The sequence below is a fragment of the Candidatus Thorarchaeota archaeon genome (assembly GCA_021498125.1).
Taxonomy (GTDB): Archaea; Asgardarchaeota; Thorarchaeia; order Thorarchaeales; family Thorarchaeaceae; genus B65-G9.
Window position 1 is genome coordinate 230,904 of record JAIZWL010000002.1, and the last position, 14,859, is coordinate 245,762.

Annotated in this window: 12 protein-coding genes; 7 read left to right on the top strand and 5 right to left on the bottom strand. The window is 43.6% G+C overall.

From position 1 onward, the window contains the following. Nucleotides 1-392: 392 nt before the first annotated feature. A complete protein-coding gene (locus K9W43_08615; protein MCF2137287.1) occupies nucleotides 393-1,013 on the top strand; it encodes a hypothetical protein in 621 nt (206 codons plus the stop codon). Nucleotides 1,014-1,072: 59 nt separating this feature from the next. On the opposite strand, the gene K9W43_08620 is transcribed toward K9W43_08615, so the two are convergent. Next, the gene (locus K9W43_08620; protein ID MCF2137288.1) at nucleotides 1,073-2,389 is read right to left on the bottom strand and encodes a saccharopine dehydrogenase NADP-binding domain-containing protein; all 1,317 of its coding nucleotides are present in this window, start codon (nucleotides 2,387-2,389) and stop codon (nucleotides 1,073-1,075) included. A gap of 12 nt (nucleotides 2,390-2,401) precedes the next feature. Then, on the bottom strand, nucleotides 2,402-3,703 hold the full coding sequence (locus tag K9W43_08625) for a hypothetical protein (GenBank protein MCF2137289.1): 1,302 nt from the start codon (nucleotides 3,701-3,703) through the stop codon (nucleotides 2,402-2,404). 735 nt (nucleotides 3,704-4,438) lie between these two features. Between K9W43_08625 and iorA the strand changes: the two genes are divergently transcribed. Then, a complete protein-coding gene (gene iorA, locus K9W43_08630; GenBank protein MCF2137290.1) occupies nucleotides 4,439-6,331 on the top strand; it encodes an indolepyruvate ferredoxin oxidoreductase subunit alpha in 1,893 nt (630 codons plus the stop codon). Nucleotides 6,332-6,333: 2 nt separating this feature from the next. After that, complete coding sequence (locus K9W43_08635; protein ID MCF2137291.1) at nucleotides 6,334-6,957, top strand: indolepyruvate oxidoreductase subunit beta; 624 nt, start codon at nucleotides 6,334-6,336, stop codon at nucleotides 6,955-6,957. Nucleotides 6,958-6,961: 4 nt separating this feature from the next. Here K9W43_08635 and hypF read toward each other — a convergent pair whose 3' ends face one another. Then, complete coding sequence (gene hypF, locus K9W43_08640; GenBank protein ID MCF2137292.1) at nucleotides 6,962-9,334, bottom strand: carbamoyltransferase HypF; 2,373 nt, start codon at nucleotides 9,332-9,334, stop codon at nucleotides 6,962-6,964. A 518-nt stretch (nucleotides 9,335-9,852) separates the two neighbouring features. Here hypF and K9W43_08645 point away from each other — a divergent pair. The 3 genes from K9W43_08645 to K9W43_08655 all read left to right on the top strand — a co-directional run bounded on the left by K9W43_08645 (nucleotide 9,853) and on the right by K9W43_08655 (nucleotide 12,973). Beyond that, nucleotides 9,853-10,254: a hypothetical protein gene (locus K9W43_08645; GenBank protein ID MCF2137293.1), complete on the top strand. Its 402-nt coding sequence runs from the start codon at nucleotides 9,853-9,855 to the stop codon at nucleotides 10,252-10,254. 307 nt (nucleotides 10,255-10,561) lie between these two features. Then, the gene (locus K9W43_08650) at nucleotides 10,562-11,044 is read left to right on the top strand and encodes a hypothetical protein (protein ID MCF2137294.1); all 483 of its coding nucleotides are present in this window, start codon (nucleotides 10,562-10,564) and stop codon (nucleotides 11,042-11,044) included. Nucleotides 11,045-11,578: 534 nt separating this feature from the next. After that, a complete protein-coding gene (locus K9W43_08655; GenBank protein MCF2137295.1) occupies nucleotides 11,579-12,973 on the top strand; it encodes an acetate--CoA ligase family protein in 1,395 nt (464 codons plus the stop codon). A 68-nt stretch (nucleotides 12,974-13,041) separates the two neighbouring features. Here K9W43_08655 and K9W43_08660 read toward each other — a convergent pair whose 3' ends face one another. Beyond that, nucleotides 13,042-13,359 (bottom strand): hypothetical protein, encoded by a 318-nt coding sequence (locus K9W43_08660; GenBank protein MCF2137296.1) that lies wholly within the window; start codon nucleotides 13,357-13,359, stop codon nucleotides 13,042-13,044. Next, the gene (locus K9W43_08665; protein ID MCF2137297.1) at nucleotides 13,360-14,334 is read right to left on the bottom strand and encodes an ATP-binding protein; all 975 of its coding nucleotides are present in this window, start codon (nucleotides 14,332-14,334) and stop codon (nucleotides 13,360-13,362) included. 211 nt (nucleotides 14,335-14,545) lie between these two features. Here K9W43_08665 and K9W43_08670 point away from each other — a divergent pair, with 211 nt between their 5' ends. Further along, complete coding sequence (locus tag K9W43_08670) at nucleotides 14,546-14,830, top strand: hypothetical protein (protein ID MCF2137298.1); 285 nt, start codon at nucleotides 14,546-14,548, stop codon at nucleotides 14,828-14,830. Nucleotides 14,831-14,859: the final 29 nt, after the last annotated feature.

Sequence of the window (14,859 nt, forward strand, 5' to 3'; positions counted from 1 at the left end):
TACAAATCTGACTTCATAATACCCGACTATACGTTGTCAAGCCCCATATTCGAGTTGCCCATGTGAATAAGCACACCCCTTTGTTTCCGGTGGAACTAAGCAATTAGGGATATTATACTTGCGAATCTCATTCACAGAGATTTAATGTTTGTGAAGACAATAAAATGTGGAGATATTGCTATTTTTAGCATTTGTGATGATAATAGCATTGATTTTACCACATACATATACCTGGTAGCCTATTCACGTCAAGAATACCACCAACAAGCAGTAAAATAGGCTCTAGACATTATCGGGGGATTATCTTGATATCAGTAATTCACATACTCACACTTATGTGCAAAGATACTTGTGAATGTGAATGTACATGAGAATTTGACAAGGTGCTTGTAGTGACCTCTGAAAAGACCAATTATGTATACGAATTCGAATACAGTTCAGGTCCAGGTCGTCAAGAGGTCTTTAGATGCAAATATGTCAGTCCAGATGAGGCACTAAAGCGATTCCGAACAATTCTCGCGCTCACCAAATCTCCTTTTGACTTCAAGATCGTCATAAGGAACGAGTCCACTAAGGAAGAATCTAGTTATGAAGTGATGGGCGATGTGGATGAGATGCTAGAAAAGTTTAGAGTGTTCCTTGAAACAACGACAGGAGAAGCTATCCTCGCCTCAACTGAAGAGTCTGTTGATCAGTCAATTGAGGACATTAACATTGATGCCATGAGCAACTATGAGAAAATGCAGATGGTCATTTATGCATCGTTCAAACATGGCAAATTTTCATCTCTTGATGTAATGGAGATTTACGAGTCTACATTTGGTGAAGAACTTGCGAAGAGTACCACATCCACGTACTTGGCAAGAATGTGGGACAAAGGACAAGGCCACCTAGAACGATACGGGAATCGTTCGGGATATATGTATAGATTAAGAACAGAACTCCCAAATGTACAGAAGGCAATTGAACGAGCTGAGCAATTTTTGGCCGCCGTTCAGATAAGACTCAGATAATTGTTAAACAACAGATGACAGCCTTAGAAAAGTGGGGAGCAGTTGCCCCCCAAAAAAGTTCAAAGTGTAGTTCGAGTATCTTTAAACGAGATTCCTAAGGCTGTAAGTTCCTGAAGAACAGGCTCATAGATCTCTGGAATTATTGGTCTATGTACACCAGTCAGGTTAATGGTGCCCTCGAGAATCATTCTACTGGCAATGGCCACCGGAAGAGCAACTGTACGTGACATAGAACTATCACCATTAGGAATGCCATAATCCACAAGAGTGGATGTGATCTTCTCCTTGCGAGAACCAAAGTCGGCAATGAACTCATGATGCATTACTATCATGTCACGTTCACCAGGGGCGTATTGCATCCGCTCTTCAAACAGATGGCAAAGGGCATCAAGACAGGTCTTGGTCCCAGAAGGTATAGGTTGGTCTTCGAAAAGACCCAGCCACTCAAACCGATCTAGTATAGGATCATCAACAGAAAGACCAAGGCGAGTCCCAACCATCTCTCGTACATCACCGGAGTCATGACCAGAAAGTTCCATCATGAGCGATCGATAGGTCATACCTTCCAAGTCACGCTCTTCTAAGTCAAGCAACCCAATATCCGCGATCTTCTTTAGCGTAGAACACCAACCAAGATTGCGAAATGTACCTCGAAGCATGGTCCGAGTTTCAGGAATGCCATAGATATCGATGTAGGACATACTATCACGGTTAGGATATCCTTCAAATTTTCCTACACCGGGAACATCCATTATCTCATAATTGTCAAATAGCACATTCCCAGGGATTTTGACCTCAGTTCCATCTTTGAGAAAATGAGCATCATTTCGTCCAGCAAGAAGCACACCACGGGGACTCCAAGATAGTTTATACCCGAAGGGGTTATTGTTTGCCTCTGGAGCTGGAAGCCCTCCGGTAAATGACGTGAAACTGACAACCTTGCCACCATGATTATGGATATCATGGATAATTTTCATCGCACTCATGTGATCAATACCGGGATCAACACCACATTCATTTAGAAGAAGTACACCTGCATCCCGCGCATCAGAATCAAGTGATTCCATCTCTTTCGAGATATAAGAGGTGGTACAGAAGTGTTTCCCCTCACGGATGGCGACCTTGGCGGCGGTCACGTGGAAGGTATATGGTAAGAGGGAACAGACCAGATCCGCATCTTTTACAAGCTCTTCTAAAAGTGCATCGTCCTTCTGGATGTCAAACTTGACAGCCTCGGCATTCTCACATCCTTCAATAAGATGCTCGGCTTTTTCTTTAGTTCTACTGGCCACAACAACTTTGTAACCATGATCCGAAAGATATTGCACATAGGGCCTTGCAACGAGCCCCGCTCCAAGACAGAGTACGCGTTTCATTATGACAACTCCTTAGTGTAAATATTTATCTAAATAACTGTAGCGCGCAGTCAGTTCGCCACGATAGACGACCACTGCATCTTTTATCTCCCGAGGGAGATTGAGATCATCAAAACTGGCTCCAAAATTAGCAACAGCAAGAGAGGGGATATAGGGGGTCAAAGAGTTGCTAAATGAAGTGGAAGATTCACGGGGCAATTCACAGGGAAGATTGTCAACAGCAATCACGACAGGTCCATCACCCGCCACACCAAGCCGAGCCGATCCATTAGCCACAATGTATGTAAAAGCTGGATTATCAGGCTTTGTAGACATTTCTGTAAATTCAATGGCCCCATTTACATCACAGGAGATATCTCCAATGAGTTTTAATCGCCAATCCTTGCTGTTCCAATGTTCATGAAGAAAACTCTTTGTAATAAGTCGTGGATATTTATTTGTCCAGTAGATACAGTTTACTAAGACTGTAAGAAATGGTACATGTTTGTGGAATATTCCACGATATTTTTCGGCACCATAAGTATAATAATCCTGCAAATCAAATAACTTGCCTTCATCTTTGGGCTCGACCATATCTTCCTCTTTAAAGACACATTTATATAATTTATTTCCTGTAGGTGTAAGAGTGGAGAGTTCATCAGGTGTGACCTCAATATGAGGGAGAATATCAAAGATGTCCTGAGCCCCCTGAGACACATGACCATATCCTGCAAAACCAAAGACAAGTGGATCCAGTTCGGGAGGGAGTCCTTCAGACTCGATCCGTTTGGCAAGATCATGAATGACTTCACGAAGTTCATGTAGATCCTTACATTCCAATGTGGGTTTCATACCTTTGAACGGATTAGGAGTAATCCCCTCGTAGTCTAGACGCTCGCCCAGAATACGTAACGTATCAGACATCCCTGCGAGACCGGCCCAATTCCCAAAAAAGACCAAGCGTCGTCCATTCTCATCGGTGATCTTTTCATAGTCGATGAGGGTGGCACCAACATCAAGGATTTTTTGAAGCATGGGCATATTAGCTGGTTGACCTTTTATTGTATGACTGAAAAACAAGTATGCCTTTTCAGGTTCAAAAAAGTCCAGCGGCATCTCTTTTACGCCAAGAATGACCTCAGTAGTATCACCTGTGATCAGACCGACTTTTGCACCAGCTGTGACAAACTCGTCTTCATCGAATGCCCTCTGTGCACTCGGCTCCACGATTATTTCAATGCCATGCTCACCAACTAGACGCTTTATATCGTTCGGGACAAGTGGTACACGTGTTTCAAAGGGTTTCTCTTCTTTTCGTATTCCAAGCCGATTCAACCTTAGACCTCCGGATCACCACATCATGTAATCCGTTGCTGTGGTGTGCCGGCCAGCGTTACGCTTTAACTTTTCCATAGGTATAGAAAATATTGAGATAATACAGGCACTCAAATTTGAGAACACGTGTTCACAATTGGTGAAGGCCATGACACAATTACTCTATGTCTATGATTGCAAAAGATCACGATATAGAAATGCTCGTCGAATTGCATTCACTAAGGAGCTTTATGGTTTTGTCTACAAGTGGAAGACCAAGTCAGGCATAAAGCAAAAAAAAAAGCCAGGGCTGATAGACCGTTGCGAAGGATCTTTACCGGTATCTGAATCTGTGATTTTGGTACAAGAAAGAAATCGTTCCGAATTCGACGATCTCTTCGAAAAGTATAGTGACATTCTTGTATTACATGTATTTCGCGTCGAAGAGCTCTGACGCCGACATGTTAGAACACGTGTTCTATAAAACATAACACCCCCTTATTTCCACTGGAATATAAATGAAAGTGTAGTATAGCAAGCGTTGATCATAGATATAATGAAAATGTAGATAAATGCAAGCTGTCAAAACAGCTATTTATACTTTTTCATAATTGAACAGTTCGCAATCGTCTTTTCTCTACTGGAAATTAAGGGGTGTCACAGGTTTTGGAACACGTGTTCAAATGATGCGACCGGAAGGTTGAATATACAAAGGTCTGGCAAACGACTCAGCACTATACTACTGGAGGTTGTCTGTTGGTAAAGGCCAAGGTATTACTGGAAGACTCTGTTGGCAAGAAGGTTCTGTTGTTGGCCAATGAAGCGATAGCACGGGGTGTTTTGGAAGCGGGTGTTCGACTTGTTGCACTTTATCCTGGAACCCCGAGTAGCGAAATTGGTAATAGTCTCTATCAGATGTCCCCGCATATACCTAATTTTTACTTTGAATTTAGTGCAAATGAGAAAGTGGCTCTTGAGGTGGCCGGGGCTTCTGCAATTTCAGGAGCTCGTTCAATGATGGTCTGTAAGGGACCCGGACTAAATGTGGCTGCTGATCCTCTCTTAACTCTGGCATATGTTGGTATTCGTGCTGGTTTGGTCATCGTTGTTGCCGACGATCCTAGTATGTGGAGCTCACAAAACGAAAACGATTCTCGTTACTATGCGCTAATGGGGAACTTACCTTTGATGGAACCTTCAGATCCTTCAGAGGCAAAATCTATGCTCTTGGTTGCATATGATCTCTCTGAACAGCTAGAACTACCTATTCTCTTTCGCACAACGACACGTGTCAATCATTCCCGGTCTGGTGTTGAATATGGACCAATCCGTGATCGCCCGGAGTATGTTCAGTTTGAGAAAGATCCTCTTCGCTTTGTTCCTGTTCCTTCTGTTGCTCGAAAACGTCATCCTTGGTTACTTGAACAGATGGAAAAAGCACGAAGCATTTCTGAATCGACCGAGCTTAACTTTACTATTGGTTCTGGTGAACTTGGGATAATTACCAGTGGTGTTTCTTACAACTATGTATTAGAATCGCTCAAGATTCTTGGTGTTGATGCAGAAGTCTTCAAGATTGGAGTGACCAATCCTTTGCCCGAACGGATGATCTGTGATTTTCTCCGTCGTCATAAGAAGACAATCATTGTTGAAGAATTGGAGCCATTCTTGGAAACTCAGATCCGTAGCTTTGCTCAGCATCATTCTATCGATGTTGAAATTTATGGAAAACAACAGGGCTTCTTTCCACGTGTCTATGAATATTCCCCCCGAATTGTTACAACTGCGATCTCGAAGATTATTGGTTGTAATACACCTATTAACTGGGACGATATCGATGAACGTGCACAGTCGTTGCCTGACCTTCCCCCTCGTCCACCATTATTATGTCCTGGATGTCCTCACAGAGCAAGTTACTATGGAATTAGGGCTGTAACAAGGGGGAAAGCAATCTATCCCTCTGATATCGGTTGTTATACTCTTAGTATTGCTCCTCCCTTGGAGACTGCTGATATCTTGTTTGACATGGGATCATCAATCAGTACCGCGTGTGGTATAGCTCGCGTTACGAATCAGGATGTGGTTGCTACTATTGGGGATAGTACGTTCTTTGCATCAGGACTTCCGGGTCTTGCCAGTGCTGTCTATAATCAACATCCTATTGCTTTAGTTATTCTTGATAATCGGACCACTGCAATGACCGGTCATCAGCCACATCCCGGAACTGGTATTACAGGGATGCAGAAACATGTGGAACCACTTGATATAGAAAAAGTCTGTCGAGGGCTTGGTGTCGAATATGTTAAGACTATAGATCCCCTAGACTCTTTGACTTCACTTGTGGCTGAGGTCCGTGAGTTGGTCAAGTGGGTTCGAGAGAACAAACGTCCCGGTGTGTTGATCTCAAAAGCACCTTGTGCACTCTTGACAGTGGCTGAACGACGTCGTTCGGGAATCACTGTTCCTCCATATTATGTTGATCCCGATCTCTGTACTGCTTGTAGGCGCTGTCTTGATCGCTTAGCCTGTCCGGCTATGTATCTCGATTCTGAAACCGGCAAGGCTGTGATCGATGAAACATTATGCACTTCATGCGGAACTTGTGTTTATGTCTGTCCACACAAAGCAATTTTGCAGAAGGAGGAATAGATATGGATTGTAATACACATGATACAGACGTATTTAATCTGGTGATTTCTGGAGTAGGTGGGCAAGGTGTGCTCACTCTTGCAGAGGTTCTCTCTAGGGCTGCTCTGTCTGAGAACCATAACGTACGGGTAGGCGAGATCCACGGAATGGCACAACGGGGCGGTCATGTTGTATGTACTGTTCGGATGGGACCTGATGCATATGGTCCAATAGTTGATGCCGGAACCGCACATCTGATTGTGGGATTCGAACCTGTTGAAACGCTTCGGGAAGTAGAATTAGTACGCCCTGATGGCTATATCATCATGAACCAACATATTCAACATCCTGTGGCTGTATCAATGGGTAAAGCTGATTATCCTCCTATTGATGAGATCATCTCCTCTCTTCGAAAATTTGCAAACCATATTTTCGATTTCAATGCCATGTCTTTAGCAGAATCCGCTGGGAATCCTCAGTCGATGAATATGGTGATGTTTGGGGCGATAATCGGATCGGGTCTAGTTTCTATTTCGAAAGAGACTGCTCTTGCAACGGTGGCTGCTTCATTTCCGGGTCGTTTCGAAGAAATCAATACTCGGGCATTCGAATCTGGCTATGCCGCCACATCCGTTCTCAAGTGGTAAATCTCTATGTATTGGTTGTATTACTACTAATAACTTCCATCATTGACACTGCATGGATGATCTGCCCAAGAGAAATTCCACCATCCCCTGGTGGGACCTGTCTATGAAGAAGGAGTGTTAGACCCGACTCCTTTACTCTCTTTTTTATGGCCTTTGTAATAATTCTATTAAGAGCCACCCCGCCACTGAAACCGATCATTTCGATTTGTTTATCTTTTGCTGCTCTGATAGCAATTTCAGCAAGTCCTTCACCGAGGTACCACTGAGCAGAATACGCCAGGGTTGGAACGGGTACTCCATTTCTTTTATGAACTAGGATACTTTCTAATAGTGCAGTTGTGTCTAATTGTATTCTTTTTTCTTTTTCAATATATTCTACTGCTAATGGTACTATCGACTCTTTGGCTATTGACTCTAGTTTCATCGGGCTTTCGCCGTTGTAACTATTGACCTTGGATATACCCAGGGCAAAGGCTACCGCATCAAGGAAACGTCCTGCACTTGAAGATGCGACCGAATTTACTCTTTTACTCATTGCAGATAATATCACATCAAAATTTTCTCTATCCATGAATGTTCGTGGACCAAGAGGCGCATCTATGCACAGATCCACCATCCGAGAGGTTATGTCTTGATCGCCGATAATTCCAAGGAATGCCCTGACCGGATATTGTGCTGCCAAATCGCCTCCTGGCATATCTCGTTTGGTCAGTCCGCCATAATTTTCATAATTTTGTCCGTTTCCTATGAGGATCTCTCCACCCCATGCTGTTCCATCTTCACCATAACCGTATCCATCTGCTGTAATACACACAATATTCGTATTGTAACTAATGTTGTTATCAGCCATCAGCGAAAGGAGGTGGGCGTGATGATGTTGTGTTTTGATAACTGGAATGTTGTTCTGACTGGCCAATGTTTTTGCAAACTCGGTGCTCAAAAATTCGGGATGAAGATCGCAGCCAATAGCATCTATCTTTTGAAGCCCAACGAGCCGGACCATGTGATTGATGGCGCTCTTTAGAAAATCTAGGCTCTCTATGTTATTCGTGTCCCCTATGTGTTGTGTTAGGTAGACAGTTCCAGATTTGTATATTGCACCTGTTGTTTTTTCTTCAGGGCCGACCGCTATCAACCCAACATCTGCTATTGCTCCTTGTATCTTAATAGGATCGGGGACATATCCTCGACTTCTTCTAATGAACACCATTTCGTTGCCCAGTGGTTTGATCACTGAATCGTCAACGCGCTGTGCAATGCGTCGATTGTGTACAAGAAGATAGTCTGCGATATTCCCTAGCCTGTTTGTGATCGTGTCTATTTCTGTGTACATGGGTATACCTGATGGATTTCCGCTAGTCATTACAAGAGCGATCTCTTTTGTATACTCGAGCAGGAGATAATGAATTGCAGAATACGGTAACATGATTCCAACTGTATCGATATTTGGGGCGAGCTCGTATAGGGCCTCAGATTGTATTGCTTGTATTACTGGTAATATATGACGCTTTTTCACAAGTACTATCGGTCTTCTCCATGAACTGAGTAGTTTGGCCTCACTCTCATTGATTATTGCTAGTTTACGAGCATCATCAAGTGTTTTGACCATAATCGCGAAAGGTCTTGTTGATCTTTTTTTGCGTTGCCTAAGTTTCTGTATTGGCCCCAGATCACTGGTCTTTGTGACAAGGTGGGTCCCACCAATTCCATGAATCGCTAAAATATACCCGTTTCTAATGATCTGTGCTGCTTCGTATATTGCATCATAAGTGTGGATTGCTTCTCCTTTGTTGTTGAGTATTCTATATGTCGGTCCACATAATGGGCATGCTGTTGTTTGAGCATGATATCGTCTGTCTAACGGGTTTGTATAACCTGTATTACAACTATCACATAGGGGAAAATCTACCATTGTGGTATTGGGTCTGTCATATGGGAGGTCTGTAATTGTTGTGTATCTAGGTCCACAGGCTGCGCAGGATGTAAACGGGTATCTATACCATCGCGACTCTGGCGAATATATGTCTCTTATACAATCATCACATATTGAGATGTCCGGAGGGATCTCAGGTGCTGCTGATGGCTCTCTGTGTGTGTCTGATCGTTTTATTGAAAATGTAGTGAATGTTCCTGTGAACGGTTTCCATATCACCTTGATTCTTTCTATTTTCGAAATAGACGGTGGTTTGGTCTCCACGATGCGGATGAATTTTTTAATATTCTCCTCTTCCCCTTCTACAATGATCTCGACGCCTGCATCACCTAGATTCAATACATACCCCATCAGGCCTAAATCAGTAGCCATCCTAAATACAAATGGTCTAAATCCCACTCCTTGAACAATGCCTGTGATATGAATGTTCGCTTGTATAAGCAAGTTACCTGTCCTCTGTTGTATCATTCTTCAAAGGGCTATTAATTCACTGCTGTAGCACCATGTATGAATACTAATAATGGTATTACAAATCATACTATTATTATATTGCGTTGGAAACAATGCTCCAGAGGTCTTGGATCCACATTGCCTTTTTGCCAAAGCATTGTATAGTTGAGTCTAAACACTTGCATCTTGTGTGACAGTACTTTGTAATCTATGATAAACATAGTTCTCCTGTAAACAGTACAGCAGTTGTGAAGTTTCTATGCAATCTTCTATAGGAGATTAAATACAATCTCGCATTACTATAGTCTGAGGCTGATAGAACGACCTGTACATACTTGCAATAATTGGTGGTGACTTGTGTCTCTCTCTCAAAATTGGCAGTCTAACTTACTATGTGTTTGCAATGTGTATAGTCTTCGATCATCGTTCATGATAAGTGGTGTGTCTATGATGTCGCTGTGTGAGATTGTTCTCTTTAATGATCTTCAAAACGTGGTAGGGGGTACTGTTTAATGCAAGAACCCGCAGCCACACCCTCTGTTCTCGCAATGATTCCCGATGTATTGCATACGATATTAACAACTGCGCAGAAAAAAAGCAAAGGCAGTGAAAAACAGTCATTATTACTCTCTAGTAATGCTCTTGCTAATCGGTTTATTCTTGAACGCTGGGGTATTCGTCCATCACAACGAAAACGTTACAAGAATCTATTTTCGTCGGTGCGACAGCATTGTAGAACTCTCTTTGAGTACTATCTTGCTCGGGGCCAATTTATATGGAGTGATGGCCGCCAATTTCATTATTGGGGCGTTTACAAATTTGATCGAATACGTGGTAACCTCATTCTGGGTTTTGTTAGTATTGCCTCTGACAGTCCTTTTCTGAAGAAGAAATTGAGAGAATCATACTTGTGATATGCGTGTTAATAGTATTACACTTATTACGAGCGATGCAATCTGCCCCGTCTATATGAACTATACCGAAAGTTTTTCTTTGGATCCTATGATGGCGTATACATACTTGTATCCACCAAGAGTGACCGTTGATGCTGCCTATAATCGGAGCATATAGCCTCGTTGAATCAAAAATCGTGGCTATTAATACTTCTTTATATACCACGATTTTCGAGTATATTTGTTTACGAGATGATCTCTAATGAGTCCAGAAGAATCAAAAAACACACGTCCAGTATCTCTGTTGGCTAAGTCTGTCCAGGAGGTTATGAAAGAGCCTATTTTAACAACGCTCTTGGATCGCTCGAATATCACCCGACCGCAGCTTGAAACACTTCTGATAGATCTGGTCGTAGAAGATGCAGCTGGTACACATTTGCCGTATGAGCAAAAAGCTGGTCTTCGTAGAAAGACTGCAAAAAGAAAAGGTGTAAGTCGTGGTGCGTTTAATCGTACTTTACAACAGGCTAGACGAAACGTAATGCGCAGCATCTATACTATGGTTTTACTTGCATATCTTGGACTCTTTGATTACAGCATATTTAGGCCATTTGAAGAAATTTCTGCAAAGATTGCGGACTACCGTAGAGTGCGAGAGGTCTTAGCCGGCAAGACAAAACTTAGCGCGGAAGATGTTGAGAGCTATCGAACGGCCGAACGTGTTGTACTAGATGCTCTTGATGAACTTGCAAGTCCTCTGATGCTCAAGTCTTCCTCTTCTAAACGGAAGCAAGGCACAACTAATGACTGATAGTACAACTATTACTAGTAATACAAATTTTGGAGTTGGTCCCACTAGGCTAACAAAGAGTGCGTACTCATGTCTTGATCATCTGCGTGGTCAATTGGTCTCATACATAATAGCTTATTTTGACTTCCCACTAACTAGAGAGAGAAAATACATGGCTATTCCCTTTGGGACGAATAATCACAGTACCGGATTGTACAAAATTGGTGATCAAATCCGCCCATGCAACCCCGTTCTAAGATTAGAACTATGTATTTCTTGAGCACAGTATATTTTGAGCATGTCGTGTCATAAAGGATGATCGACATCGGGCTTAGGCCCTATCGCATTAAGGATGACTTTTGGAGTCTCTATCTCCTCAAACAGAACCTCCAAGACGACCATCAGCATCCGGACGCGATTCTATGGCACGACCTGCTCGTGCCGTTTCTTTTTATCACGAATAGATGTTGGATGTCGGTGTATTACACTAAATACAGATAATACGCCACTGCGCTGCGCGACAAAGATATAACTCAAGTAATTACGGGCTGGCCTATGGCTCCTGTTAACGACCCTCAAAATTCTGACATTGCACCGTTCTTCAACCCCACTAAAATTGCATTGGTAGGGGCTTCAGCAGATTATCGTAAGCTTGGAAACTCGATCTTGATGAATCTCCTTGCCTCTGAAATTGAAGTCTATCCTATTACTCGTAGTCGGGATCGGGTACTTGGTGTTAAAGCCTATCCTAGCCTTGAGGCATTACCTGAACCCGTTGACCTTGTGATTGTGGTCATTGCGGCAAGGCACTGCCCTAGCCTTATGTCATCAATTCGGAATGCGGGTGCAAAGCATGCCGTTATAATCTCGGGAGGCTTTAGCGAAACCGGGGAAGATGGAAAACGTCTGGAAGAAGAACTTGTTCAGGCCGCGCGGGAGGCTGGGGTGAGGCTGATTGGACCAAATTGTGTTGGCGTGTCTAACAGCCGTTTGTTTAATGGGACCTTTACGATGATGCCTGAACGAGGAAATATTGCGCTCGTTTCCCAGAGTGGTGCTCTTGGGGGAATGTTGATCTACACGACGAAATCTAAGCGAATTGGAATGAGTAAATTTGCCAGTGTCGGAAATTCGGCCGATGTTGGCATCGTAGAGGTCTTGGATTATTTTCGTGAAGATCCCAAAACGTCGGTCATCACCACCTATATCGAAGGCCTTGAAAAAGGGCGTCAGCTCTTTGATAGTCTCCAGAAGGCTGCTGAGAAAAAACCCGTTGTGGTCCTAAAAGGAGGGCGTAGTGAAGCTGGTGGTCGTGCTACACAGTCGCATACTGGGTCACTTGCTGGATCCATCAAGATCTTTGAGGGGATGGTTCGTCAGGCTGGGTGTGTGACCGCTCCGACTTTTGATACCCTTTTTGAAATTGCAAAACTCTTTGACTATCAACCTCTTCCTAAGGGCCGTAATATTGGTATTATCAGTAATACAGGTGGGGCAGGAGTTCTTGCCGCTGACGCTGCATCCGAGTTGGGCCTCTCTATCCCTCGCCTTGAAGAGAAGACACAGAATGAACTCAGGCAAGTGCTCTCTCCTTTAGCCTCTGTAGAAAATCCCATTGATGTGGTTGCAAGTGGAGGCCGTCGTGAATATCGTGTGGCCTCAGAGCTCCTGTTGAGAGATCCAAACATCGATATGCTCTTGGTCATATGTGCGGTACCCACATTTGCGGGAATGACACAGACTGAACATGCAGCAGGAACTCTTGAAGCGGTACGAGCAACTGAGACCGAGAAGCCTGTTGTCGGTGTCTGGTTGGCAGGCGATGTTGGTAAACCTGGAAAGGACTTGTTGGAGATGAATCGAATTCCCTGCTATGATGATCCATATGTTGCAGCATTATGTATGGCCCGCATGTCTGAGTATGCCGAACGTCACAGGCATCGCAGATGACCCGGTTCCTGATGCATTAAGAGTATTAGCTATAATACCTGTATTACAGTATAGTTGACTGGCTGACGCTACTCCTCAAAATATTCCTTTGCGATCGTTGGGAACTCGGTCATCACGGCCTCTCTCAATCGCTTCTCGACCCACATACTTAGATTGATTGCATTTGCCTGTCGTATTGCTTGCAGACACGCACGAAGTTCAGAGGTAATGGAGAAAGACACAATGGGACTGCGGCGCTCTTTATTTGGGATTGCCTCAGTATGTGCCACTTTAGTTACTTTTGTGGTCTCTTTTGTTGCTGAAGCTTTTCTGGTTTTTGATCGGGTTGTGACCTTGGTTTCTGATTCTTTCTCAGCCTCTTTTCTGTACTTTCCTAGTAGACTCATTTAACGTACCTCCTTGAGTATTGTGACATATGCCTCCGCAACAAGTTGGGCAATCTCTGGACTGATCACTGGTTCACTAAAACGTTTGAAGTTCTCAGCGGCTACCTGTTGACATCCTCTTGCAAGCATACGGATGTCTCTTGGGTTTCCACGGGCTGCTTGATTTAGAATAATTATCGCATCTTGGGTGAAGGGATAGATGTCAAAGTTGTCAGGGTCGAACTTGTCAATCTCCCCTCGTGCATATGCCAGTCGTCTCCCGATAAACTCCAGTGCTTTGTGATCATCAAGTGGGGGTACATCAAGAGGCTCGGTGCGGTCTGCAATCTGCGGCAGAAAATTAAGCATTGCATTCCAATACTCTGCTGTACCACTCATAATTAGGGTAATGATTGGTTCATCCAATGTGCCCTCATATGAGTCTATCATCTCCTCACTTGGCAAATCTGCAAGGTATCGTAATTTGTGAAAAGCTGCCTCTTGGTTGTCGGCGACATCTTCAATGAACAGAGCGGTTCTACTCTTCTCTTCAATATAGCGTCGCAGACATTCCTGAGCGACAGCCTCAATAATCTGACTGGACTCCCACGATCTTCTATATTTAATTCTGAGAGAATCCGCTATTGCCGCAGCCATTTGCTTCTCGTAGAGGCCTGTCATGCCGACATATCCTGTGATGAATTTGTTTCCTCTCCGGTCAGCCAAGGTCGGCAGGTCGCGAAGTGCCAGAAGCATCAATGTACTCTTTCCTGAGCCAACTGGACCTCTAATGAAAATATGGCGCTCATTTGTGAGAACCAGGTCAACAATGCTGTCTAGGAACTCGGGATGCTCTACATATAATCTGCTGTCAGGCATCTTGAAACCCCTAAAGGGTGAAAATTTGCATCCTACTTTTTCCTCCCATGCGCGAAGAGTTTCCTTACGTGTATTGAAGTGCCGAATTAACGCACTCTCGTGAATTGCAATGGTCATCGTTAGGCCTCAAGTTTTACAATCGTATTGTATCACGAGTAGTTTTTGTATTACAATTCTCAGACCGGTTTCAAGTTATAAGTTGTACGGTAAAAGTGGTCGCAAACAGATGGCACGACATGTGGCATGGTACAAATTGAGCTGAGTCACAATCTTTTTGAGTGAATCATTTGGTTGACTCATTCACGATTCTCAGATGGAGTTCCTCATAATGGAGACCGAACATGTTCAGAATGTCTTGAAGTCGCTAATGATCATTTCATTTCTGATATTCATAGGACTATCAGGTATCATTATTCTCACGGATGTGGGACTTACTACTCGTACTGTTGCCTTGCCCTTTGCTTTTCTATTCATATCCGCCGTCACACTCATCATCACCGGGCGTATTGAGGACCAGCCGTCACAAGTCGCATCCCATCTCAGGTCTTGGCTATTCCTCTGCATCTTTGGTGTTCTGCTGGCCGCCTTAGCATTTACCTTTACCATTGCATGATCTTTATCGATACATGTGTCCAATCAGAC

Coding starts and splice junctions, on each gene's coding strand:
- K9W43_08665 (MCF2137297.1), bottom strand. CDS start 14,334: ATGACCATTGCAATTCACGAGAGTGCGTTAATTCGGCACTTCAATACA.
- K9W43_08635 (MCF2137291.1), top strand. CDS start 6,334: ATGGATTGTAATACACATGATACAGACGTATTTAATCTGGTGATTTCT.
- K9W43_08660 (MCF2137296.1), bottom strand. CDS start 13,359: ATGAGTCTACTAGGAAAGTACAGAAAAGAGGCTGAGAAAGAATCAGAA.
- K9W43_08655 (MCF2137295.1), top strand. CDS start 11,579: ATGGCTCCTGTTAACGACCCTCAAAATTCTGACATTGCACCGTTCTTC.
- K9W43_08645 (MCF2137293.1), top strand. CDS start 9,853: ATGCAAGAACCCGCAGCCACACCCTCTGTTCTCGCAATGATTCCCGAT.
- K9W43_08670 (MCF2137298.1), top strand. CDS start 14,546: ATGGAGACCGAACATGTTCAGAATGTCTTGAAGTCGCTAATGATCATT.
- K9W43_08650 (MCF2137294.1), top strand. CDS start 10,562: ATGAAAGAGCCTATTTTAACAACGCTCTTGGATCGCTCGAATATCACC.
- K9W43_08620 (MCF2137288.1), bottom strand. CDS start 2,389: ATGAAACGCGTACTCTGTCTTGGAGCGGGGCTCGTTGCAAGGCCCTAT.